The organism is Agrobacterium sp., assembly GCF_059499945.1.
Map to the genome: position 1 here is coordinate 123,296 of NZ_JCABZP010000005.1, position 21,762 is coordinate 145,057.

General features: G+C 56.0%; 18 protein-coding genes and 1 pseudogene. 13 read left to right on the forward strand and 6 right to left on the reverse strand.

Annotated elements, in window-relative coordinates; translation table 11 throughout:
* The first annotated feature begins 103 nt into the window (after nucleotides 1–103).
* The gene (locus AC5I5B_RS05825) at nucleotides 104–283 is read left to right on the forward strand and encodes a GntR family transcriptional regulator (RefSeq protein WP_495752466.1); all 180 of its coding nucleotides are present in this window, start codon (nucleotides 104–106) and stop codon (nucleotides 281–283) included.
* 190 nt (nucleotides 284–473) lie between these two features.
* On the opposite strand, the pseudogene AC5I5B_RS05830 reads toward AC5I5B_RS05825, so the two are convergent.
* Nucleotides 474–674, reverse strand: a pseudogene (locus AC5I5B_RS05830) (methyl-accepting chemotaxis protein); the annotation flags it as partial.
* Between the two features lie 520 nt (nucleotides 675–1,194).
* Nucleotides 1,195–2,346, reverse strand: coding sequence for a GGDEF domain-containing protein (locus AC5I5B_RS05835; protein WP_495752467.1), 1,152 nt, complete (start codon nucleotides 2,344–2,346; stop codon nucleotides 1,195–1,197).
* Between AC5I5B_RS05835 and AC5I5B_RS05840 the strand changes: the two genes are divergently transcribed.
* Nucleotides 2,345–2,473: a hypothetical protein gene (locus tag AC5I5B_RS05840; RefSeq protein WP_495752468.1), complete on the forward strand. Its 129-nt coding sequence runs from the start codon at nucleotides 2,345–2,347 to the stop codon at nucleotides 2,471–2,473. The genes AC5I5B_RS05835 and AC5I5B_RS05840 overlap by 2 nt on opposite strands.
* A gap of 183 nt (nucleotides 2,474–2,656) precedes the next feature.
* On the opposite strand, the gene AC5I5B_RS05845 is transcribed toward AC5I5B_RS05840, so the two are convergent.
* Together AC5I5B_RS05845 and AC5I5B_RS05850 are read right to left on the reverse strand one after the other, a co-directional pair.
* Nucleotides 2,657–4,069, reverse strand: a complete 1,413-nt coding sequence (locus AC5I5B_RS05845) for a coniferyl aldehyde dehydrogenase (RefSeq protein WP_495752469.1) — start codon at nucleotides 4,067–4,069, stop codon at nucleotides 2,657–2,659.
* Between the two features lies 1 nt (nucleotide 4,070).
* Nucleotides 4,071–5,216 (reverse strand): MFS transporter, encoded by a 1,146-nt coding sequence (locus AC5I5B_RS05850; RefSeq protein WP_495752470.1) that lies wholly within the window; start codon nucleotides 5,214–5,216, stop codon nucleotides 4,071–4,073.
* A gap of 385 nt (nucleotides 5,217–5,601) precedes the next feature.
* Here AC5I5B_RS05850 and AC5I5B_RS05855 point away from each other — a divergent pair, with 385 nt between their 5' ends.
* From AC5I5B_RS05855 to AC5I5B_RS05890, 8 genes are all read left to right on the forward strand, one after another.
* A complete protein-coding gene (locus AC5I5B_RS05855) occupies nucleotides 5,602–6,642 on the forward strand; it encodes an AraC family transcriptional regulator (protein ID WP_495752471.1) in 1,041 nt (346 codons plus the stop codon).
* Nucleotides 6,643–6,750: 108 nt separating this feature from the next.
* Nucleotides 6,751–8,349 carry a xylulokinase gene (locus tag AC5I5B_RS05860; protein ID WP_495752472.1) on the forward strand — a complete coding sequence of 533 codons (1,599 nt, stop codon included), beginning with the start codon at nucleotides 6,751–6,753 and terminating at the stop codon, nucleotides 8,347–8,349.
* Nucleotides 8,342–8,995: a class II aldolase/adducin family protein gene (locus AC5I5B_RS05865; protein WP_495752473.1), complete on the forward strand. Its 654-nt coding sequence runs from the start codon at nucleotides 8,342–8,344 to the stop codon at nucleotides 8,993–8,995. Before AC5I5B_RS05860 ends, AC5I5B_RS05865 begins: the two co-directional genes overlap by 8 nt.
* A gap of 1 nt (nucleotide 8,996) precedes the next feature.
* Complete coding sequence (locus tag AC5I5B_RS05870; RefSeq protein WP_495752474.1) at nucleotides 8,997–10,460, forward strand: aspartate aminotransferase family protein; 1,464 nt, start codon at nucleotides 8,997–8,999, stop codon at nucleotides 10,458–10,460.
* Entirely contained in the window at nucleotides 10,417–11,118 is a 702-nt protein-coding gene (locus tag AC5I5B_RS05875; protein ID WP_495752475.1) for a class II aldolase/adducin family protein, read from the forward strand. Before AC5I5B_RS05870 ends, AC5I5B_RS05875 begins: the two co-directional genes overlap by 44 nt.
* 31 nt (nucleotides 11,119–11,149) lie before the next feature.
* Nucleotides 11,150–12,316, forward strand: coding sequence for an alpha-hydroxy-acid oxidizing protein (locus tag AC5I5B_RS05880; RefSeq protein ID WP_495752476.1), 1,167 nt, complete (start codon nucleotides 11,150–11,152; stop codon nucleotides 12,314–12,316).
* 166 nt (nucleotides 12,317–12,482) lie between these two features.
* Nucleotides 12,483–13,535 carry an NAD-dependent epimerase/dehydratase family protein gene (locus AC5I5B_RS05885; RefSeq protein ID WP_495752477.1) on the forward strand — a complete coding sequence of 351 codons (1,053 nt, stop codon included), beginning with the start codon at nucleotides 12,483–12,485 and terminating at the stop codon, nucleotides 13,533–13,535.
* A gap of 14 nt (nucleotides 13,536–13,549) precedes the next feature.
* Nucleotides 13,550–14,347: an SDR family NAD(P)-dependent oxidoreductase gene (locus AC5I5B_RS05890; RefSeq protein ID WP_495752478.1), complete on the forward strand. Its 798-nt coding sequence runs from the start codon at nucleotides 13,550–13,552 to the stop codon at nucleotides 14,345–14,347.
* An 84-nt stretch (nucleotides 14,348–14,431) separates the two neighbouring features.
* On the opposite strand, the gene AC5I5B_RS05895 is transcribed toward AC5I5B_RS05890, so the two are convergent.
* On the reverse strand, nucleotides 14,432–14,776 hold the full coding sequence (locus tag AC5I5B_RS05895; RefSeq protein ID WP_495752494.1) for a DUF2147 domain-containing protein: 345 nt from the start codon (nucleotides 14,774–14,776) through the stop codon (nucleotides 14,432–14,434).
* A 671-nt stretch (nucleotides 14,777–15,447) separates the two neighbouring features.
* On the opposite strand from AC5I5B_RS05895, the gene AC5I5B_RS05900 reads away from it, so the two are divergent.
* A complete protein-coding gene (locus tag AC5I5B_RS05900) occupies nucleotides 15,448–16,626 on the forward strand; it encodes an OmpP1/FadL family transporter (protein WP_495752479.1) in 1,179 nt (392 codons plus the stop codon).
* A 108-nt stretch (nucleotides 16,627–16,734) separates the two neighbouring features.
* Here the strand turns inward: AC5I5B_RS05900 and AC5I5B_RS05905 are convergent, their stop codons facing one another.
* Nucleotides 16,735–17,433 (reverse strand): TetR/AcrR family transcriptional regulator, encoded by a 699-nt coding sequence (locus AC5I5B_RS05905; RefSeq protein ID WP_495752480.1) that lies wholly within the window; start codon nucleotides 17,431–17,433, stop codon nucleotides 16,735–16,737.
* 121 nt (nucleotides 17,434–17,554) lie between these two features.
* Between AC5I5B_RS05905 and AC5I5B_RS05910 the strand changes: the two genes are divergently transcribed.
* On the forward strand, nucleotides 17,555–20,440 hold the full coding sequence (locus tag AC5I5B_RS05910) for an amino acid permease (protein WP_495752481.1): 2,886 nt from the start codon (nucleotides 17,555–17,557) through the stop codon (nucleotides 20,438–20,440).
* Nucleotides 20,437–21,243 carry an SDR family NAD(P)-dependent oxidoreductase gene (locus AC5I5B_RS05915; RefSeq protein WP_495752482.1) on the forward strand — a complete coding sequence of 269 codons (807 nt, stop codon included), beginning with the start codon at nucleotides 20,437–20,439 and terminating at the stop codon, nucleotides 21,241–21,243. The genes AC5I5B_RS05910 and AC5I5B_RS05915 overlap by 4 nt, the downstream gene beginning before the upstream one ends.
* The last annotated feature ends 519 nt before the right edge of the window (nucleotides 21,244–21,762 follow it).

Sequence of the window (21,762 nt, forward strand, 5' to 3'; positions counted from 1 at the left end):
AGAGCCATCGCTTGTACAAGTTCACGTGCTATAATTTCGCGTTGTCAGCGAAAAAGAAATATTCGGAGCAGGTGCTCGCCTTAGGTTCTTACATGAAGATCGCATGCTCTTGCAACCGCAGCCTTTATACGAACAAATCAAAGTCCATGTGCTGGAGAGAATCGCGGACGGCACGTTCCGCCCTGGCGCGAAAATACCAAACGAAAACCAACTTGCCGCCGAATTGGGATCATCCCGATTGAGCCGGCGTGATGGGACGGATGGTAAGAGACAGGCAACATAGCCGCTTGAAATGAAGCAACACGAGACTGGCAACCAAACCGCGCCACGGGAGGATGAGAGAGATCAGCGCGGATCCCTCCCAAGGCGAATTGCGATGAACCCGACGCGCTAATCTCGCAGTTTTTTGGTTCTGGACGCGGGATCAGCGGGTTATCAACTTGGGTTGGGAGAGATTACCGTATACGGGCGTTTTCGATGACACCGATGATGTTGGAGATCTGCTGCGAGCTATCCTCGATCCGGCGCATCGCCTCCTCGGCATGGGAAACGACCTCGGCGGATTTCAACGCACTCTGGTTGGTTTGGGTCGCCACCATGCGGGCTTCTTCCGTCACCTTCGTCGAGGAGCCGACATTGGCGGTGATCTGGTCGAGGGCGGCGGCGAGGCTTTCGGAATTGACCAGCAAAGCTTTGCTTGCTTCGTGAACCTGATCCAGCTCTGCGCGGTCGAGCCTTTTTTGCAATGCGGTACGAGGATCCGCACGGCACTGGTCAGCCGTCGCAACGACCGAATACCCTGGCGGTCGGTGTCAGAGGGTTTCTTCGCTCGCGTCGGATCTTTTTGAAGTGAGCTTGCTCCAACGTCTGCAGCTCAAGGGATGAATGTGGGCCCCCTCGGTTGTTGTGGACGGTCAAAGAACGGCCGATGCCTGCTCTGGCTTCCGCCACGATTTTTTGGGGGAGGGATACACTTTCTCGCCAAGCTCCACTGCCTTCCATGGAGACTACGACAGACCAACTTCTCTATCTCTAGCGCTCTGCCAGTTTCGGTCGCGGGAGAATGATGATGTCGTTGCGCTTTACGAAACGTTGGCTGCCGATTTGGCACGACCGGCCATTGCGGTGGAAACGAGGTGCCTTCGTTCGTCGTGACCAGTGATAGGGACGGCGAGCGAGAGCCCACCAGTCAGCTCACTGCCCCAGTTGTGTTTCGTGAATTGAATGGCTGTTTCGCCCGTTGCGTTTCGTTCTCAAGAGGGCTGCATCGGCGTTGTCAATGCTATCGGATAGGCTCGATTCAGAAGCAGGCCGCCATTCAGACAGGCCAATACTCGCTGAAGCGACAATCTCGTGCTCTTTCCACCGGAACGGCGTGGACGCGAGTTTCTTATTCAAAGAGTCAGCCACCGCCGATGCGGTTTTGGTATCGGTTTGGGGAAGGAAAACGCAGAATTCGTCCCCACCGATGCGGCAAAGGATATCATCGCCACGCAAGACACTCTGGGCAATCGCGGCGATGTGGACAAGGGCTGCATCACCGGCGGCATGTCCAAACGTATCGTTTATTGCCTTAAATTTATCCAGGTCGATCATCATCAAGACAGCTGTCGTGTCTTTGCCGCTTAGCGACTTTTCAGAATGGGTGAGCTTCTCACGAAAACCACGCCGATTTGGAAGGCCGGTGAGATCGTCGCGGGTCGCCAGTTGGTTTAGCTCGTCGCGGGAGCGGTCCAGCGCCATGATCAAGAATCCAAGGTTCAATATTCCCCCGCTCACGATCGCACAGACAAGGAACCATGGAGCTACGGCGTCGTAGTTTTCCGCGGAAACTACCCCGTACATTTGGAGGGCATTGGCTAGTGCGTCGGCTGTTTGCCCAACGATCACAATCACGGCCGCAACGATTGTCACGTGTTTGCCGACATAGCGCTGCGGTGCCGAAAGCAGTGTGACTATCGCCAACAACACGGGTACGACCTGGGTAAGCGCAAAAACGACGTCTTTTGCTTCCCCGCTTGACCCAAAAACCATCATAGCAGCCAGGCTTGCAAGCATTACAACGTAGATTGCATTGCGGTTTGCAGTATGGCCAAAGAACACGCGTAGGCCCTGCCAGTTTACGGCAAAGGCTCCCGATACGAGACAAATAGCTATGTGTTTGAGGAAGGGGGTTCCCTCGCCAGCCACAAGCATCGGGCCGCTCGCGCAGGTCATCATCAAGGATGTCAGCCAATAGCGCGCCGCCCGCAGCGATTTGTAGGATGTTGCAATTGCGGCCCAAATCACAGCGAAGCTTAGGGAATTGAGCATGATGATCACGTAGAGCGTCATGAAATCGAGCATGCAAAATGTCGCTTATGTTCAGGTGTTCCGCACGGCGGGAGGCAAATTCCGCGAGATTTTACATCATCAAATAAACGCTGAACTTAAACCTTCTGCTAGAATTGTTGGTATCGCAGAAGAACGCTAGGTTCTTGGCTCAACACGAATACACGTCTTACGCTTGAGCGGACCTGCGACATCACTGTCGACTCGTTTGCCAGAGTTAGGCGACATTGGAATCGTTCCAGCTCGAGGAGCCCTATACACCTCTCAGCAAACAGGCGCCGCCGTGCTTCGGCGTGCAGTTGCACTGCCATTGCTGACGTTTCAGCTACGATCGAGTCATAAATCGAGCCAGAAATTCGGCGATACGACCATATGGCGGCATGGCGAAGCGTGCAGGATTGAACACTCTCACCTTTGCAATGCCCCGCGCATGCGAAAACCGCACGAAGCCCTCATGTCCATGATAGGCTCCGATCCCGCTGGGCCCTACACCTCCGAACGGCAGATCATTCTGCGCGATGTGCAGTAGCGTGCCATTAATTGTCACATTTCCTGAAATGGTGTTTTCAAGAATCTTACGCTGTGTCGACCTGTTGTGGGTGAAGACATAAAGCGCAAGCGGCCGTGGTCTTGCGCGCACGAAGGCGACCGCCTCATCCAGGGTGTCGTAGGGTATGATCGGAAGAATGGGGCCGAAGATTTCCTCCTCCATGAGAAGACAATCAGTCGGAGGATCAATGAGCAGCTTCGGGGGAATGCTGCGCCCGGACCTGGGTATGTCGATGTCGACGGTCACGACTTTAACACCACGATCCGTGCACTCCTTCAGCCCTTGCAACAAACGCGCGTGCGCGCGCTCGCCGACCACGCCGGTATAGTGCTGGAGCGCCGTCGACTCCGGATAGAAACCGCGGGCTTCCTTCGACAACGCCTCCACGATCACGTCGATCTTGCTTCTTTCGACGAGGACATAGTCCGGGGCGATGCAGGTTTGCCCCGCATTCATCAACTTGCCGAAGGTGATATCGCGAGCGGCGGCGGCGATGGAGTAGTCCGGCGCAACGATTGCCGGCGATTTGCCGCCAAGTTCCAGGGTGACCGGAGTGAGATTGGCTGCAGCCGCTGCCATAACCTTGCGGCCCACACCTGTAGAGCCCGTGAAAAGCAGGTGGTCGAAGCGAAGACCCGAGAAGGCGGTTGCCATCTCCACGCCGCCCTCGGTCACCGTCACTTCGTCAGGGCTGAAATACTCACCGATGAGTTTCGCCAGTAATGCCGATGTTTCGGGCAAGAGTTCGGACGGCTTGATCATCGCCCGGTTTCCAGCTGCCAAAACTTCAATCAGCGGACCAAGCGCCAGCAAAAGCGGATAGTTCCATGGAACCATGATGCCGACAACACCCAGTGGCTGATACTGTACCCAGTTCGACAGTTGAAGGAACTCGATTGACCTGGCCCGGCGATCAGGTTTCATCCAGCGCCGCACATGCGATCGTGTGTGGCGAAGCGATCCCATGAGCGGTGCTATTTCGAGAAGAGTCGTTTCGTGATGAGAACGGTGCCCGAAATCCTTCGAAACAACTGCGCATAAGCTTTCCCGATGGTCTTTCAGCAACAAGCCGATACGATTCAGCCTGTCGCGGCGGGTCGAGACGGATGGGTAAGGTTCGCGCTGAAAGGCATCTTGCTGGATCGACAGTATCGCTTCCAGTTTTCCGAGATCGGTGTCATTCAACATTTCACTTCACTATCCCATTATTGGCCACGACCGGCACACCGCGATGAAGGTGGCCAAACACCAGCGTTGCGCAAAGGACCGCAAGAGCTAGCGGCAGGAGGCAAGCCCAAGCGACTACTGAAGCGCCCGCAGCAGAAAACACCGGGCCGACGAGTGCTGTACCTATGGTCGCGCCAATGATCGCGATCACCAAAATCCGTGACATCAAAGAACCGTCAGGATCGTTTTCAGTCAGCACGCCCGTGATGAAGGGCGTGACAATGTAAAATCCGACGTTGATAAACACCTGGCTGGCAACAAACACCGTTTCGGTGAAAACGTTGAAGAGATAGTAGATCGACACAGCCATGATCAAGAAACCTCCCATGACAAAAGGGAGCCGCTTGGCCCGGTCATGAGTCATTGTGGGCACAATTGCTCCCAGAAAGCCCGCGAGCGACGACACAGCGAGATAAAGGCCGACCTCAGTGTTGCTCAGTCCAACGCGTTCTCCGATATAGCCGCAGATCGCCCATTGTGCGGCCTGCACAGCGTATACGAGAAAGACGATCATCATCGTCAACATCATTTTCGACCGATCCAACCGCGAATGCCCGGTGGCTGTGGCCATGGCATTTGGTCGCCTTGCGATCAGTAGAAAAAATGGCGCCGCGATTGCCGTAAAAGCTGCCAGCACAAGAAACACCGGCGCACCGCTTTGCTGGTGCGGCATAAATGAAACGACGAACAGAAGGACGCCCATTGCTGAACCGCCAATAAGGCTGAGGACGCCCCACAGCCGCTCCGCATTGGCAAGCGATGCCAGGCTCATCGACACCAAACTGAAGATGGCGCCTTCGCCAAGGCCAGTCATCAAACGCGCGGCGGAAAGTGTCAGGGGCGACTGCAGCCAAAAACTTGCCGCCTCTCCGAGAAGAACCGCCAGAACGCCTCCAATAGCGACAAGGCGCCATGACCTTGCCGCTAGTTTCGCCAGGAAGATGCCGTAGATTGCAATCCCCGCCAACTCTGCACTCGCTACGACGGTCGCAAGACCTTCGTCGTAACCGGCGAGCTTGCTCATCGACAGAACGACAACTGGCATAACCATCGTCCCGTTAAGCGCGACCGCATAGGCGGCGCTCAATCCCAAAATCCACAAGATCATTCGAACGTTCCCCACGAGGTTCAAGCAAAAGCGCCGCCGGACCCGGTCTTGTCGCTTCTACAATCTTCAGAATATGGAGAGCACGGACCCCGGCAAGGGATTTCAGGGGCCTCTTTGGGGTCATATCCGGCCAATCAATGGCTCGAATTGCTGGGGTAGCTTGACGGAAAGGCTTTATTTTTACCTGCCTTCTTGCAAACACCGGAATCGACGGGACGAGCGGGCCGGGAGGTCAAAATCTAAGACGGAGCCAGGGATCTGCGATAAGATTGGTTTTCTCATTCGATCGCCAGCTACGCGTTGCTCTATCGGATACTCGGCAATTCGAAGGGGGCTTGTCAAAGGTGGAGACGAAGCTCAGCCAGGAGGAGGGCCGGGAGCCTAAATGAAATCAGTCGATACACGTTATATCACGGCCAACATTCCGGCCTTCCTCATCCGCAGCCTTGTTGCGACGCTCTCCGACTTGGGTCTCGACCCACTCCGTCTGCTTGTCGGTTTGGGCCTGACAATTGAAGATCTCGATGATCCTGCCTGCCGGGTATCGTTTCGACAAGGTCGAGAAGCCATTCTCCGGGCGATGCAGATGGCGAAAGGACGGGCGATGGGGCTCGAGACGGGGATCCGGGAAAAGATCACCTCGGTTGGCCTTGTGGGATATGCGATGCTGACGGCGCCAACCATAGGAGATGCCGTCAAGCTCGGTCTGCAGCTCCAAAAAGACACCGGCAGCATGCTGGAATTTGATACTCACAAGACGAGCGAAGGTATCGTCGTGACGGCATCAAGTCGTTTCCACGACCCGGACATCTATGTATTTCTGGTGGAGGAGGCTTTTGCGAGTTTCATGGGCATTGCCGTGGGTCTCGTAGGGGACGAATTCAGGCCTCTCAGAGTGGATTTTGCCTATCCGGCGCCGGCACATGCGGCGGCCTATCAGAAGGTGTTTGGCTGTGATGTGCGCTTCGGGCGGATGGAGAACGCTTTTCTGTATGATCCTTCCTGGTACAAGCGATCGCTCGCAACGTCGGATCGCTTCACTCACCGACAACTTCTCGACTTCCTCGCCTATAACCGTGCCCGCACCCGCGAAGCGGCGGAGATAACGGAATCCGTGGAGCGGGTTCTCAAACAAAAGCTACAGGATCGCATCAACGTCACCAAAGTTGCTCGTGAACTCGGCATGAGCGAGAGGACGTTGCGCCGCCGACTTGCGGAAAGCGGTGTTTCATTCCAGGGACTACTCGACGGATTACGCAAAAACCGTTCTTTGGAGTTGTTGGCAAATCCGCAGATGTCGGTGGAGCAGATCGCCTTTGCTGTCGGTTTTACGGACCCCCACAATTTTCGCCGCGCCTTTCGCCGATGGACAGGCACGACCCCAGGTTCACTCAGGGCCGACATGTCGTCAATTTGGCCGGAATAGACCCGCATTAGGACGGCTTTGCCGCTTATTTGACCCCACCATCCACCGCTATCTTCCCTTCAAGAAATTGTTAGCCAGCTAGTGCAGTTGGTCAGGCGGAGGGCGGCTATGGGAAAGTCCGACCAATACATACTCGCGATCGATCTCGGCACCAGCGGCTGCAAAGTCGGCCTTGTGTCCATTTTCGGCGAGGTGGTGGCCTGGGCTTTCCGTCCTGTACAGCTCGCCGTCGTCGACACTATCGGGGCGGAGCAGAACCCGGACGACTGGTGGAATGCCTTTCTAGAGGCCTCCCGCGAAGTCTTGGCGCTAGACCGTGTGCCGCGTTCAAATATTGTCGCTATCTGTTCATCTACACAAGGTGAGGGGACAGTCGCCGTAGACCGGGATGGGCGCATTCTGATGAACGCGGTTCTATGGCTCGACATGCGCGGAGCACGGCATCTCAAGCGAGAGATGCGCAGTTCTCTGAAGGTCGCCGGGTACGACGCGATCAAGCTTCAGAAATGGTTGAGGTTGTGTGGTGGCGCGCCGGCCTTATCGGGGAAGGATCCCGCTGGCCATATGCTCTTGATCCGCGACGCCTTTCCAGATGTTTATGACAAGACATACAAGTTCCTCAACGTCCTAGATTACGTCAATCTGCGCCTGACGGGGCGTTTCGTTGCAACGCAGGATTCGATCCTGACCTCCTGGGTTACGGACAATCGGGACGTTGACAACATCCGCTACGATGACGGTCTCATTGCCATGAGCGGCATCGACAAGTCCAAATTTCCGGACCTGGTGCGCTGTACTGACGTGATCGGAACAATCCTGCCGGCGGTATCAGAGGCATTGGGGCTTGCCACAAACACCAAGGTGGTAGCCGGAGCAATTGACAATACTGCGGCGGCTCTCGGCGCCGGAACCCTTACAGACTACGATTGCCACCTCTATGTGGGATCCTCCTCCTGGATTGCTGCGCATGTCCCTTTCAAGAAAACGAGTGTGCTCGATCAGATCGGTTCGGTTCCCTGCGCCGTTCCATCGCGCTACCTGATGATCGCGATGCAGTCGAGCGGCGCAAACAACATTGCCTTTCTGAAGGACAGGATCGTGTTCCACGACGATGGCCTAATCGACGCAGAACCCTCTGCAGATACCTATCGGGTCTTGGACGAGATTGCTGCGCGCATGCCAATCGGTGCCGACGGTGCAATGTATCTCCCCTGGCTGTTTGGAGAGCGATGCCCTGTGGACGACCAGTCCCTTCGGGCCGGCATCTTCAATCTCAGTATGGAGCACAATCGCGAAACGATTGTGCGCTGCGTCTTTGAGGGCGTCGCACTCAATACGCGCTGGATGATGAAGCCGATCAATCGCTTCATGCGACGCCGACCGGGGGCAATCACCATGATCGGCGGCGGCGCGATGTCGAATGCCTGGTGCCAGATCTATGCTGACGTTCTTGATGTCTCAATCCGGCAGCCGCGCGATCCGGTCAAGGCAAATGCCCGTGGCGCCGCTTTCATCGGGGCTCACGGCCTTGGACTGATAAGCCTCGAAGAAGCGGTCCGGCATGTTGAGATCGAGCGGCACTACGAGCCCAATCCTGCGGCGCGTGAGTTCTACAACGAAAGGTTTGGAATTTTCACCGAGCTGCACCGACGTCTGGCACCGCTCTATCAGAGATTGAATGGCACGAGAGGCAAGAACCATGGCTAACTTCATGGCGGAACGGCAAGAGATCGCCGACAGGTGCCGCTACTTCGCTGACAACGGCTATTTTGCCGGGACAGGCGGTAATATCGGCGTACGCGTCAGCGACAATCTGATGGCGGTGACGCCTTCAGCGACCGACTACTATTCAATCCGCGCGGAGGACGTGCCGGTCCTGCGGCTGGATACGCTTGAGGTAGTCGAAGGTGAAAAGACGCCGACGATCGAACGCGGCCTTCATGCGCGCATGTTGAAAATGCATCCATCCCGCCGCGCCAGTGTTCACACGCATCAGCCCATCGCGAGCGCCGTCGCACTCTTCCATGAGGTATTGCCATGGCCGCCTGGAAGCGACCCTGCAAACCTCGGCCCCCACATTGCGCTCATTCCCTACAAACCGTCCGGTACGGGCATGTTGGCCAAGGCGTTCGAGAAGGCGCTACGCCCGGACGTCTATGCCTATCTGCTGGCAAGCCACGGTGTCATCTGCGCCGGCGAAAACCTCGAGGCCGCCGCCAGCATGATCCGCGGGATCGAGGCGGCGGCCGCGTTCCATCTTCGCAGCCGCATCGCAAAACGCACCAACCTCGACAAGCAGTTCCAGTCGTTCCTCCTGAACGTCCTGGACAAGGCTGGGACCAAAGGAGCCTGAAATGAACATGGCAGCTCGCACGACTGAAAAAACATCCTACGGTATCAGCGCCTGGCCCAACAACAATGAGCTCATGGACCGGCTGAACGCTCTGCTCGCTCAGCCGCCGCGCGGTATTTCCAAAGCGAACATGCCGAAGATACTCGATTATTTCGAGCAGAAATGCCCGACCTCGAAGGCTTGGGCAAAGCGCGCCTCGGAAGTCATTCCAGGTGGCGTCCAGCATAATCTTGCCTTCAACTATCCTTTCCCCATCGCCGCAGCAAAAGTCGATGGTCCCTACATGTGGGACGCCGACGGTAATCGTTATATCGACTTCCTGCAGGCTGGGGGACCAACATTGCTCGGTTCCAACTACCTCCCGGTGCGCAAAAAGGCCCACCAGGTTATCGACGAATGTGGCCCGGTGACCGGTCTGCTCCACGAATACGAATTCAAGCTGGCCGAACTCATCCGTCAGCACATGCCAGGCATCGAGATGTTTCGCATGTTAGGCTCTGGTACGGAGGCTTGCATGGGCGCAATCCGTCTGGCGCGAGCACACACCGGCAAGAAGTGGGTGATCAAAGTCGGCGGCGACTACCATGGCTGGAGCGACCAGATGGTCTACGGCATGCGGGTTCCGGGCACCGGACGGCGTGAGGCAACAGGTATTCCGAAAGGGGCGACGGCCTACACGCAGGAGGTCTTCCCAAACGAACTCGGGACATTGCGGCGAAAACTCATGTTGAACCGTATTCGTGGCGGCACCGCCGCAGTCATTGTCGAGCCACTGGGGCCGGAAAGCGGCACGCGCCCGGTGACACCCGAATACAATCGCGAGGTCCGTAAGCTTTGCGACGAATTTGGCGCGTTGCTCATCTTTGACGAGGTGGTCACCGGCTTCCGCGTCGGCATGGGCGGTGCGCAGGGCTACTTCAACGTCAAACCGGATCTAACGGTATTCGGCAAGTGCCTTACCGGCGGCTATCTCATGGCGGGTGGCATCGGCGGTGCGAAAGACATCATGATGACGCTTGTTGGCGGCATCGGTACGTCGAGCAAGCGTGCTTTCGTCGGGGGCACGCTTTCTGCCAATCCGCTTTCGTGCGTGGCCGGCTACTACGCGATCGAGGAGATGGCGAAGACCAATGCGCCGGTACTGGCGGGGCGTGCTGGCGACAGATTGGCCAAAGGGTTGAAGGAGATCATCACACGTCTCGGTCTTCCCTATGTCGTTTACAACATGGGCTCCATCGTGCACCTGCAGACCTCGGCCGTCCTTCTGATGAGCATGCGAACTCCGATCAAGCTGATGCGCGAGGCCAATGCCCGCAAGCATCTGATGGAAGAAATGGGGGCGGCCTATCTGGCCCACGGTATCCTGACGCTCGCGGGTAGCCGCATCTACACCAGCATGGCGGACACGGACGAGGTGATCGATGACGCCCTCGAGCGGTTCGACGCTGTTTTCCGTCTGGTGTGATATGTTGAAGATGGTCGAAAACTCCTTCATCGAAAACACGCTCGGTCTTGCGGCGGCACGGCTTGCGGGAAAAGGATTGCTAAAGCCCGGAGATGTCCTTTCCCAGCGTATTCCGGAACGCAATGTCTTCGTGCGCGTGCACATCGAATCCGGTCGGGACGTGCCGGAACATTTCGAATGGACCAACCTGACGGATGCCCCAAAGGATTTGCATCACCGTATTTATGCCGCGCGTCCAGATGTAGGTGCTATCGCTGCCGGCCGCCTCACCTGGACGTCCGCCTTGGCACGGCTGGATCTGTCTCTGCCGGCAGTCTTCGACGAGCAGGTTCGGCACCTCGGTGTCGAAGCAAGGCGTGTCGGACTGCAGTCTACCGAAAATCGACCATTGGCGGCCCTTTCTAATGGGGCCAATGCGTATTGCCTGGACGACACTGCCCTTTGTTTCGGTATGGGCTTGGAGCGGCTGCTTCTCAACATCGAGATCCTGGAAAAGTGTGCGGAATGCTTTGTCCTTGCTCAAAGCACCGGCGAAAGAGTGAAGCGCATCCCGTGGTTGATCAAATTTATCGCCAATGGGCGGCTGCGCAAGGATCAGAAAGATGCGGCCGCGCGCCATCTTCGCGGCGAGCGCTCGATCATGAAAGCCGGGTATTGAACGGAAAATGGGTTTTTAGGGAGGAAAGACGATGCAGCGAAATTACGGGGACTTCCAAAACGAAATCTATCTGGCCGGACTGAGCGGCAAAATGCCAGCGCTCCCAGTGGATTTTACGTCGCTGGAAGAACGGGCAAGGGAGGCCATGTCGCCTTCCGTCTGGAGCTATGTCGCGGGTGGTTGCGGCGATGAATTTACCCAACGTAACAATGTGGAAGCATTCAGTCGCTATGGGATTGTACCACGCATGTGCAACGGCACGGACAAGCGCGACTTGAGCGTGACCCTGTTCGGTCGCACCCTGCCGGCGCCTATCTTTCTCAGCCCGATCGGAGTGATTGGACTTTGCTCGAGCGACAATCAGGGCGACGTGAGGATTGCAGAGGCGGCTGCGAAAACAGGCGTGCCGATGATGGCTTCGACTCTGTCGCAGGACCCTATGGAAGTGGTTGCCAAGGCACTCGGCGATACTCCCGGCTATTTCCAGCTCTATACGCCGCGCGACCGCGATCTTGCGCTCAGCTTCATCTCGCGGGCGGAAAATGCGGGTTTCGAGGCCCTTGTCATAACCCTCGATACCTGGGTGACAGGTTGGCGACCGCGCGATTTGAACGCCGCGAATTTTCCGCAGTTGCGCGGTCTCTGCCTAGCAAATTACTTCAGTGATCCGAATTTTCTCAAGCGTTTGAAGAAGCCAATTTCCGAGGACCCGGCGGCGGCGATCTACGAGTGGGTCAATGTGTTCGGTCACATCGTGACCTGGGATGATCTGAAATGGATCCGCGAAGCAACGCACCTTCCGATCATTCTGAAAGGGATTTGCCATCCGGACGACGCACGACGCGCCGCCGATGCAGGAGCCGATGCTATCCAATGCTCCAACCATGGAGGGCGTCAGGCAAATGGCGGCGTCGCCGCAATTTCAATGCTTCAGGATATCGTTTTTGCAGTCCCGGACATGCCTGTTCTGTTCGATTCCGGGGTGAGAAGTGGCACTGACGTTGCCAAGGCTCTCGCCATGGGCGCGACGGGCGTCGGGATCGGTCGCTCCTACGCCTATGCCTTGGCGGCAGGCGGGACAGATGGTGTTGCTCATCACCTCCGTTCCATTCTGGCCGAAACCGATCTGCTCATGGCGGTGAACGGCTATCCAAAGGTTGCCGACTTGCGGCGAGCCGGGGTGCGCAACACACGCTGACGTCGGTCCGACCGCAGCAGTGGCCGTCCCTTCGGCGGGGTTATCTGCGGGTCGGTCGATCCTTTGATTCTCAGCCAATTCTTGATCTGGCCAGAGAGGGAGACGCATGGCTGCGACACTGTCCAACAGCATGCTGAGGTCGTTTCGATAATAACAGGGGTTCGCAATGCATGAGACTGTGCTTGTCACCGGGGGAAGCGGCTTCGTCGCCAGCCATCTTATCTTACAATTGCTCGAAGCGGGCGCCACGGTGCACACGACCGTCAGGAGCATTGGAAATCAGGGCAAAGTGCGCCCGCTCATAGACCTACAAGGGAAGTTTCCGGACAAGCTGAAACTATTCGAAGCGGACCTTCTGAGCGCTGGCTCTTTCGATCCTGCCATGGCTGGATGCAGTATCGTTTTTCACGTGGCTTCTCCGTTCAAGCTACCGGAAAAGATCAAGGACGGCCAAGCAGAGATGGTCGAGCCAGCGCTAAATGGTGCCCGGAATGTTCTTGGAAGCGTCAACAGGACGGAGAGTGTCCGGCGCGTGGTCATGACCTCGACGATCGGAGCAATTTTCGGCGATTATATCGACGTACGCTCAATGCGGAACAACACGGTCGCGGAGGAATATTTCAACACCTCCAGCAACGTCAAAAACAACCCGTATCACTACTCGAAAGTCATTGCTGAAAAAGAAGCCTGGAAAATTCACGCTGAGCAGAATCGCTGGAGCTTGGTGATGATAAATCCCGGGTTGATCCTTGGCCCGTCGCTCACCCCGGCCTCGGAATCAGGTTCTCTTTTCCTTTTGGACGAGATGTTCAAAGGATACTTCTTTTACGGCATGCCGGACCTCAGCCTGGCCTGCGTGGATGTTCGCGATGTAGCAGGCGCCCATATTCGGGCCGCGCTGAACCTGGAGGCCAAAGGGCGTTATATTCTGTCCGAAGCTCACACAAGGACCTTCCTGGACATCGCTGGTCACGCGCGCAAATTCCACCCGAAGCCTTACCTGTTGCCGTCTTGGCAGATCCCGAATTTCATCGTCAGGCTGATCGGTCCCCTCTTTGGATTGACACAAGAATATATGAGCAATCATCTTGGCATTCGCTTCGCTCTGGATAACGCCCGGAGTCAAAAGGAATTGGGCGTTGTCTATCGGCCGTTCGAAAAGACGATGGCGGATCACTATTGTAGCTGGGCGGAGCAGCGCCGCAGTCGGAGAACCTAAGGGGAGGCGCAAGGATGCAGTTTGCGGGCAAGGTCATTTTAGTCGTCGGTGCGTCTTCCGGCATGGGGCGGGCACTGGCGTTAAGATTGGCAGGCAAAGGGGCAAAGGTAGTCGTTACCGCCAGGCGCGCAGAGCGCCTTGAAACGCTTGCTGACGAAATCCACGCCATAGGTGGAGAATGCTTGGCGATACCCGCCGATGCGACCGACGCAGCCGCAGCCGCTCGGGTGGTACAGGCTACTGTTGCGCGTCACGGACGGCTCGACATGGTTTATTTGAACGCCGGAGGCGCACCGGCTCTCGACATGCGCCTCATGAGCGCGACTGAAGTTAACGCCTATATGCGCTCCAATTACGATGTCGTGGTCAACTACCTCTTCCCGGCCCTGAGTCAAATGGTCCGTCAGGGCGGAGGCTGTGTGGGACACACGAATTCACTGGCTGGTTTTTTAGGCGTGCCACTGCAAGGTCCCTATTCGGCGGCCAAGGGCGCTGCGATATTGCTCATCGATACGTGCCGGGTGGAATTTGCGCGCTATGGCATTCGTTTCACGACGGTTTATCCGGGATTCGTCGCCACGGAGGCAACTGCCAACGACGGAATGCCCGCCCCCCTGGAAATCTCCACGGAAAAGGCTGTGGACTATATCATGTACGCACTCGCGAAGGAAAAAAGCGACTACCTGTTTCCCTTGCCGATGCGCTGGTTGATCCGGTTGGCCCACGTCTTGCCGAAACCCATTGTCCTGTGGATCCTGCGCAAGTCCATGCCGAAATTGCCTGAAATTGAAAAAGCCTTGGCGGGCACCTGAGAAAGAGCGGATGCGCAGCGCGGAGCTATGGACTCGCCCGGCCAACAAATTTGCCGCCGGAAGTCGCTTCCCGGCGGCATCACATTAGAGGCGATCCCACGTCACCGTCTTACAGAAAATCCTCAGTGCGCAGCCCTTGAGCTTCAGCACGTTGCCGTCGACCGTTCCAGTTCCGCTGTAGGTTTTATCGTCTTCAGGGTCGGTTATCTCACCGGCATAGTTTGCACCGCTCCCGCTTAGCTTCCCGATACTTTTGCCGGCAAACTCTCCGGTCGTCATGGTCAGGCAGAACTCCTTGCCGCACGGCTTGATCGTGATGATTTCCACGGGGCCATTCTTCCACTTGCCCTCGATCGACTCTGCAGCGGATGCGCCTGAGACCAAAAGTCCTAGAAAGGTTGAGGTCAGCATCAATTTTCCGGTCAACATTGCATGTTCCCTTTTGTTTTGAATGGTCCCCGCAACAAATCGCAGAAAGCGGGGAGACAAAAAAAGGATATGTTCCGCAAAACCTGTGAGAACGGTCATTTCCGGCCAATGATGGGTCTTTGACGGCGACGAACGCCGAAGTTTCACACGCCAGGACGCGTACATCATCAGGACATTTGAAGGGTCTGGGCCAACGTTGAGTTGGCCGGAATTGACACGTTTTTGGCCTCCTTCCCCATTGCTGTGCCGCGCTGCAATCATATCCTGACCTCTGGTTCAGGATGTGAATCTCCTTTCTTTCTCGGAAGAAACCGGTGTCGGAGAACACCTAGGAATTCGCGGCTTCCGAGGGGGAAGCGAGCCAGAGCGGGAGGGAATTCAGCATGCATGATGTCCAGTCTTTTCCGATTATCAGTTTACCGCTGGATATGGGCAGGACCTAGGGCGCCACACGCTTGTGTCTGAAGCTGGCTCCGGCACCGCCGAGTTACGAGACGAGCAGCGGTGGGGCAGACAAGGTCGGAAGTCCCGCCACAACGCAGCGGTAGTAGCAGGCCAATCGTCAAGACACTCATTGCTTCCTCGGTTCGCGCCCCTCCAATCCGGCGTCCGATTGGAAGAGGGGTGCCGCTACGAAAAATTCAACAACGAATAAAAATGGGAACGACCGAATGAATAGCGATGCAATGCAGTTCACGAAAAGACTTGTCCTAACAACAGCACTGGCGCTTTCTTCTGCCGGTGCTCCAGCTCTGGCAGGCGGTTTTTCACGCGGCGAGGCCAATACCGACATTCTTTTCAATGACAGCCGATTCAGCGCCGCATCGGAACTGATTTATGTTTCTCCCAGTCGAGACTACTCGGAACTGATGGGGCAGCCGGTCAATGACAAACCATATTCAGATGCGTTTTTCGTGCCCAGTTTGGCGATCGGTGCCAAGATTGGGGACAATCTATCCTGCACACTCACCTACACTCAGCCATTCGGTGGATCAGCGACTTACAGCGATGCAGCGCAGAATGCGGAATTTGTCACCGCTATCGGTTTAGGTGATCCGTTTCCTAATCCAACCTCTAAGATGAAGTTTTCTGCCGATGAGTATGGCGCCACCTGCAAAGTCGGATTCGCCGTCGGCCCGGGAGACCTCCATCTGATCGGCGGCGCATTTCTTGAGACCTTTGACTACAAAGAAGACACTTGGATTGGCTCTGTTCATCTCAAGGACGATGGCGAGATCGGCTACAGGGTAGGTGTTGCCTATGATATTCCGGAATATGCAATGCGTGTTCAGGTCATTTATCGCTCCGAGGTTCACCACGAGGGAAAGGGGATGTACACGCCTTCGGATCTCGCCATCGCGAACGGCATTACCGATGCCATGGCTGCCAATGGGGCAGGGACACTCCCTCAATCATTGAAGATCTATGCGCAGACGGGCGTAGCGCCTAGTTGGCTCGTATACGGTTCCGTAGCATGGACGGATTGGAGCGTGCTTCCTAAATTTTCATATGATGTTCCGGGTCTGGGTACTGCCAACAAAATCTTTAATTACAAAGACGGGTACACAGTTCAGCTTGGCGTAGGTCACGACTTTTCCGACACGGTTTCCGGGACGGTGAATATCACCTGGGATCAAGGCGTAGGTACCGGTGCCGACATTACAACCGATACCTGGACTCTGGGACTTGGCGCACAATACAAGGCCAAAATCGGAACATTCGGGATCGGCGCTGCGATCTCTTATCTGACGGCCGGCTCGCAGGCCGTCAGTGCGGGCGCAACTTACGATGCGAAGGCCGACGCTGACTGGGCTCTCGGACTTGGCGTCTCCTATGCCGTTCAGTTTTAAATACGCATGAAGGAAGCCAGCACGGAGGAGCGATATTCTCCGTGCTGGTGATCGGGTTGCGAGGTGCTCCAGGGGTGATTATGTGGCGTGCCGCCTGAAACGAACCCATCAACTATCCGCGACAGTCGCCTGCAAACCACGTATGGCAGTGGCGGCGAAATCTTCCAGCGCGTCTATGAGCCTTTTCTGGCGATCGCGAGGATTATGCATGATCACTGTAAGGTTGCTTTGCATTGCGACAACGAAAATCGCGCTGAAGTCGCCAATTCGATCAGCAGCAATGCCGGGCGCCGCGCGCGAAATGTAAGGCGCAAGCAATCGAGCAGTTGCGGTCGTATCCGCTATATCGAGTGTTCGCAGTTCCGGTATTGCACGCAACGCATCCCAAAGGGCGGTCGTCGACGGTGAAGCACGGAGATGATCGGCAACCGCTCGAACCACCAGTTTGACCGCCGTCGGCACGTCCTGTGTAGGCAAGTCGAGGTTGAGATAGCTGTCAAGGTTCGCCGCGATCACAATGCGCAGCTCTTTTAGGTGCCGCTCGGTCAGTGTCCTGAGGATTGCTGCGTTTGACGGGAAATAGTGGTAGATAGAAGCGATCGGAAGATCCGCGATGCGTGCCACTTCTCGCATCTTCAATCCGTTGTATCCGTGCGCGGAAATGAGCTCCTCGGCCACGCTTAATATTTGATCGACTCTCTCCCTGCTCCGCATCTGGCGGCCTGGGCTTCGTCGCTCCGAGCGGCCACCGGCATCTTCGATTGCTGTAATTACGCCGCCGTCTGTCCTGTCGGATTTCTTTGCCATTTCTCACCCCTACCGATCTAAGTCGAGCATTGATCGACTATTGACATGCTTAAAAATTCGATCAATGCTCGGCTTTAATAGAGCACGAAACAACGTGTAGATAAACTGGGAACCCACAAAAATGGCAGAGGCAAATTCAGCGAAATATCCAACAAGTGGCCGCAGCAAGAAGAAGATAACCACGGGACGAGTGATCGTTTTGGTAATCGCAGCGGCAGCGCCGCTTGCTGCTATTATCGGTAACGCCCCATTGGGGCTCTCGACAGGCGGGGCCTTGTCTATGCCCTTCGCCTATATCCTCGTCGGTCTCACTTTGATGGCTTTCGCCGTCGGCTATACGGCGCTGAGCCGGGAGATCGTCAGTCAAGGCGCGTTCTACACCCAGGTCGGGCAGGGGCTTGGTAGGCCTGCAGGGGTTGTGGCGGCCTACGCGGCCGCGTTCGCATATGGGACTTATTCGGTAGGATCGGCTGCCGCTTTTGGCTACTTCGCTTCGTTGCTCGCTCGGGAACTCGGCTTTGAAGTCCCCTGGATGGGCTGCGCGGCCATCGGCATGGTCGTGGTGGCCTTTCTCGGCTACCGCTCACTGGATCTTTCGGCAAGGGTTCTTGTCTGGTTCATGGCGGCCGAATTCGCCATCCTCGGTATTTTCGACATCTGCGTGATCCTCAAGAAGGGGCTGGCCGCCTTGCCAATGGAGGTATGGTCACTGCCGCATCTGACTGGATCTGCCATTGGAGCCGTCATTCCCTTTGCTGTTGTTTCGTTTATCGGTTTTGAGGCTGCGGCGCTTTATGGCGAAGAAACACACAATCCACGGCGTTCGATCCCGCGCGCCACGTTCACCGCGCTCGGTATCATCATCGTCTTTTACACAATGTCGATATGGCTGATTATCGGCGCTGCGGGATCGGTAGAAGTTCAAGCACTTGCCGCAAAGGAATCCGGAAATTTCGCCTTTACCCTGGCACAAACCTACGGTGGCAGTTGGCTCGTAGGTGTCATGGGTGTCTTCCTCGTCGCTTCGATCCTCGCAAGCTATCTGGCGATCCACAATGCGGCGAGCCGTTACTTCTTCGCGCTCGCATCGGACAAGCTGTTGCCGGCTCCCTTGGCCGCGATTCACGCGGATCACCATGCCCCGTTTGTCGGCAGTGTTGCCATGACGTTGCTTGAGGTGACACTGGTGTTTGGGCTGGGACTCCTGGGCGCTGCCCCGTATGTGGGGATCGCCTCCGGAATGATCGGACTTGGCACCATCGGCATTATCGCGATGCAGATCGCAACAAGTTTGGCCGTCGTCGGATTCTTTCACCAAATTCGTCGAGGCAACCTCTGGACTACGCGCATCCTGCCGATTGTTGCTGCGGGTGGAATGTCTGTGTTCCTGGTAGCGATTTTCAGGAGTTATAGTCAGATAACGGGCAGTAACTCAGCTCTGGTGAATAACCTGCCGTGGCTCTTTCTGCCTCTCGTGGTAGCTGCCTTGCTCTATGCATCTTGGCTCAAGAAGCGTCATCCCAACGCGTATGCGCAGATAGCAAGCTCGACTTATCGCCACAGCGATATTCGAACCGCTGTGGCGACGCAATACACTCATCGATATTGCGTTATTGGCGCCGGTCCTTCAGGTCTGATTATGGCGAGAGCGTTCAAGAAGGAAGGTATTCCCTTTGATTGTTTTGAGCGTCACAGCGAGGTGGGGGGAATATGGGATGCCGACAATCCCGGAACGCCGTTCTATGATAGCGTCCATTTCATATCGTCGAAGTGGACATCATATTTCTATGGCTTTCCAATGCCCGACCACTATCCCGATTATCCCTCAGGTCGCCAGATCCATCAGTATCTGAGATCATTCGCTGATGCCTTCGGGCTTTACGAAGACATCACCTTCAACACGGCGGTAACAAGTGCACGGCCGGAGGGCGAGCACTGGCGTGTGGAACTTTCAACCGGAGAAGTCCGCTATTATGCCGGCGTCGTGGCCTGCCCAGGCGTGACGTGGCACGCACGCGTCCCCAGCGTGCCGGGCAAAGCAACGTTCGCTGGCGAAATCCGCCATTCGGTTTCTTACCGATCGCCCACGGAATTTCGAGGCAAGAAAGTATTGATTGTCGGCGCCGGGAACTCGGGCGTCGACATTGCTTGCGATGCAGCAAGGGCTGCGGACAAAACATTCTTCAGCGTGCGGCGCGGCTATCGTTTCGTTCCCAAACACGTATTCGGAATTCCGACCGACGTCCTGAGGAGCGGCACAGTCCTGCCGCCGAAAGGTGTCCCGCTCACCGCGGACGTCAACAGGTTATTGGACACCCTGAGTGGAGACCTCACACGCCTCGGTTTACCCAAGCCGGACCATGATGCGCTCTCCAGCCATCCAATCATGAACACCCAGATCCTGCATTATCTCGCTCACGGTGACGTGACAGCCAAGGGCGACGTCAGAGCATTCGACGCTGATCAGGTCGTCTTTGCGGATGGTTCACGGGAGCAGATCGATATCGTGATGTTCTGTACCGGTTACGACTATAAGATGCCGTTCTTTCCCGAAGATCTGTTCGATTGGAAGGAGGGCCGACCCCAGCTCTATCTGAACATCATGCACCGCAAGCTGCGAGGCCTCTACATCATGGGATTCGGAGACTTTGCGGACGCAACATATCGCCGTTTCGACGACATGGCACAGTTGATTGTCGCCGACATCCATGCAGCCGAAACGGGCACCCATCGGGCATGGCTCGATAACCTGCGCGCTAACGACATGACCGACCTGAGGGGCGGAAAAGTCTACGTCGATAGCCCGCGTCACACAAATTACGTCCACACGGAAACGGTTGTGAAATTGATGGCAGAACTACGAAGAAAACTCGGCTGGCCCGATCTCGATGACAACAGCTTCCAAAGTGTCCGACGAAAGACAAGGGGCAGTTCGAACGAATCCACGATATCCGATCTGATAAAAATCCACTACATGCACTCTAGCAAACAGGAGATGACCCAATGAGTAAAACTGCCCTGATCACGGGGGCGACGGGCGGCATTGGATCCGCCATCGCCGCGCGGTTTCACAAGAAGGGATTTCGACTGGTGTTGGTTGACATCGACAGCGGAAAGCTTGCGGCAATGGCAGCACAGTATCCCGGCGCTACGGTCTGCCAGCTGGATTTGCGCGACATAGCAGCGGTTACAGCCTTCTGCACTGATCTCATTGAAAACGGAGAATTCATAGACGTCGCCGCCATCAATGCCGGCATGATGTTGATTGGGGATTTTGCAGAAACGCCCCGGCAATCAGTGGTCGATCTCCTCCAGGTTAACCTTGTTAGCGCGGCTCTTCTGATCCGGAGCTTCGCGACACGTATGTCCAACGCCGGACATGGCCACATAATTGCGACCGTATCGATGGGAGGTATCGTAGCAGTCAAAGGCTCATCCGTTTATTCAGCTTCAAAGTTTGGGTTGAGGGGTCTGCTGTGGGGAATAAGAGATGAGCTTTCATCGAAGGGCGTCCACGTCACCGGTATCTTTCCCGCTGGGGTAGATACACCCATGCTGCGGCACGAAGCGACCAGTGGCGGTTCTGCGCTTAATTTCCTCGGCGTTCCAGTCTCGGCAGACGATGTTGCCAAGGCTTATGAAAGTGCCCTGAAGCAACCACGTCTGGAAATCTATGTACCCTATGGCGATAGCATAATGGGACGCGTCGGTGGCGCATTTCCATGGCTCATGAGTAAGCTTTACCCGTTGCTTATGAACAGGGGTGAAGCGGGACGACGCAAGTACTTGAGAAAGATAGGCGTTATGTAGGTGCGATTCCTATCAAAGGAGTCACAATATTGCGAGGTTAGCTCGTGGAATTGTGTTTTGATAACAGATGTCGCTTTGGTAATCGTGTTGGCTACAGCGGCCTCATCTATGATGAGGATGTCGCTGGCTGTGCCCCGCACTGGAAATTACGCGTCAGTATTTTTTCGGGCAACGACATGGTTGAGATTACTGTCACCGCCCATCCCGCTGATCGGTTCCAGTACATGTCGCGCCTCAGACGGGTAGAAGGGGGAAGCTGACGCTTAGAGCGCTCACGTGGCAAACAATTTGTCGAAGAACCGTAGAGATGACAGGACTTTAAGCGGACGACCGCGTGCAATAGATATTCTGCTTGTCTCAGCGCCTTTCAACCATATTTGTGGTTTTACATCGAGCAAGGTGTTGGAAAAGTGCAGACTGGGGAGATATCCACTTGGTAGGCAAGCCTGCCGTCAGTTTCCGCATGGCTGAACAAGATCAGGATTTGTGGGCCCCGGGTTTCAAGAGCACACCCACATA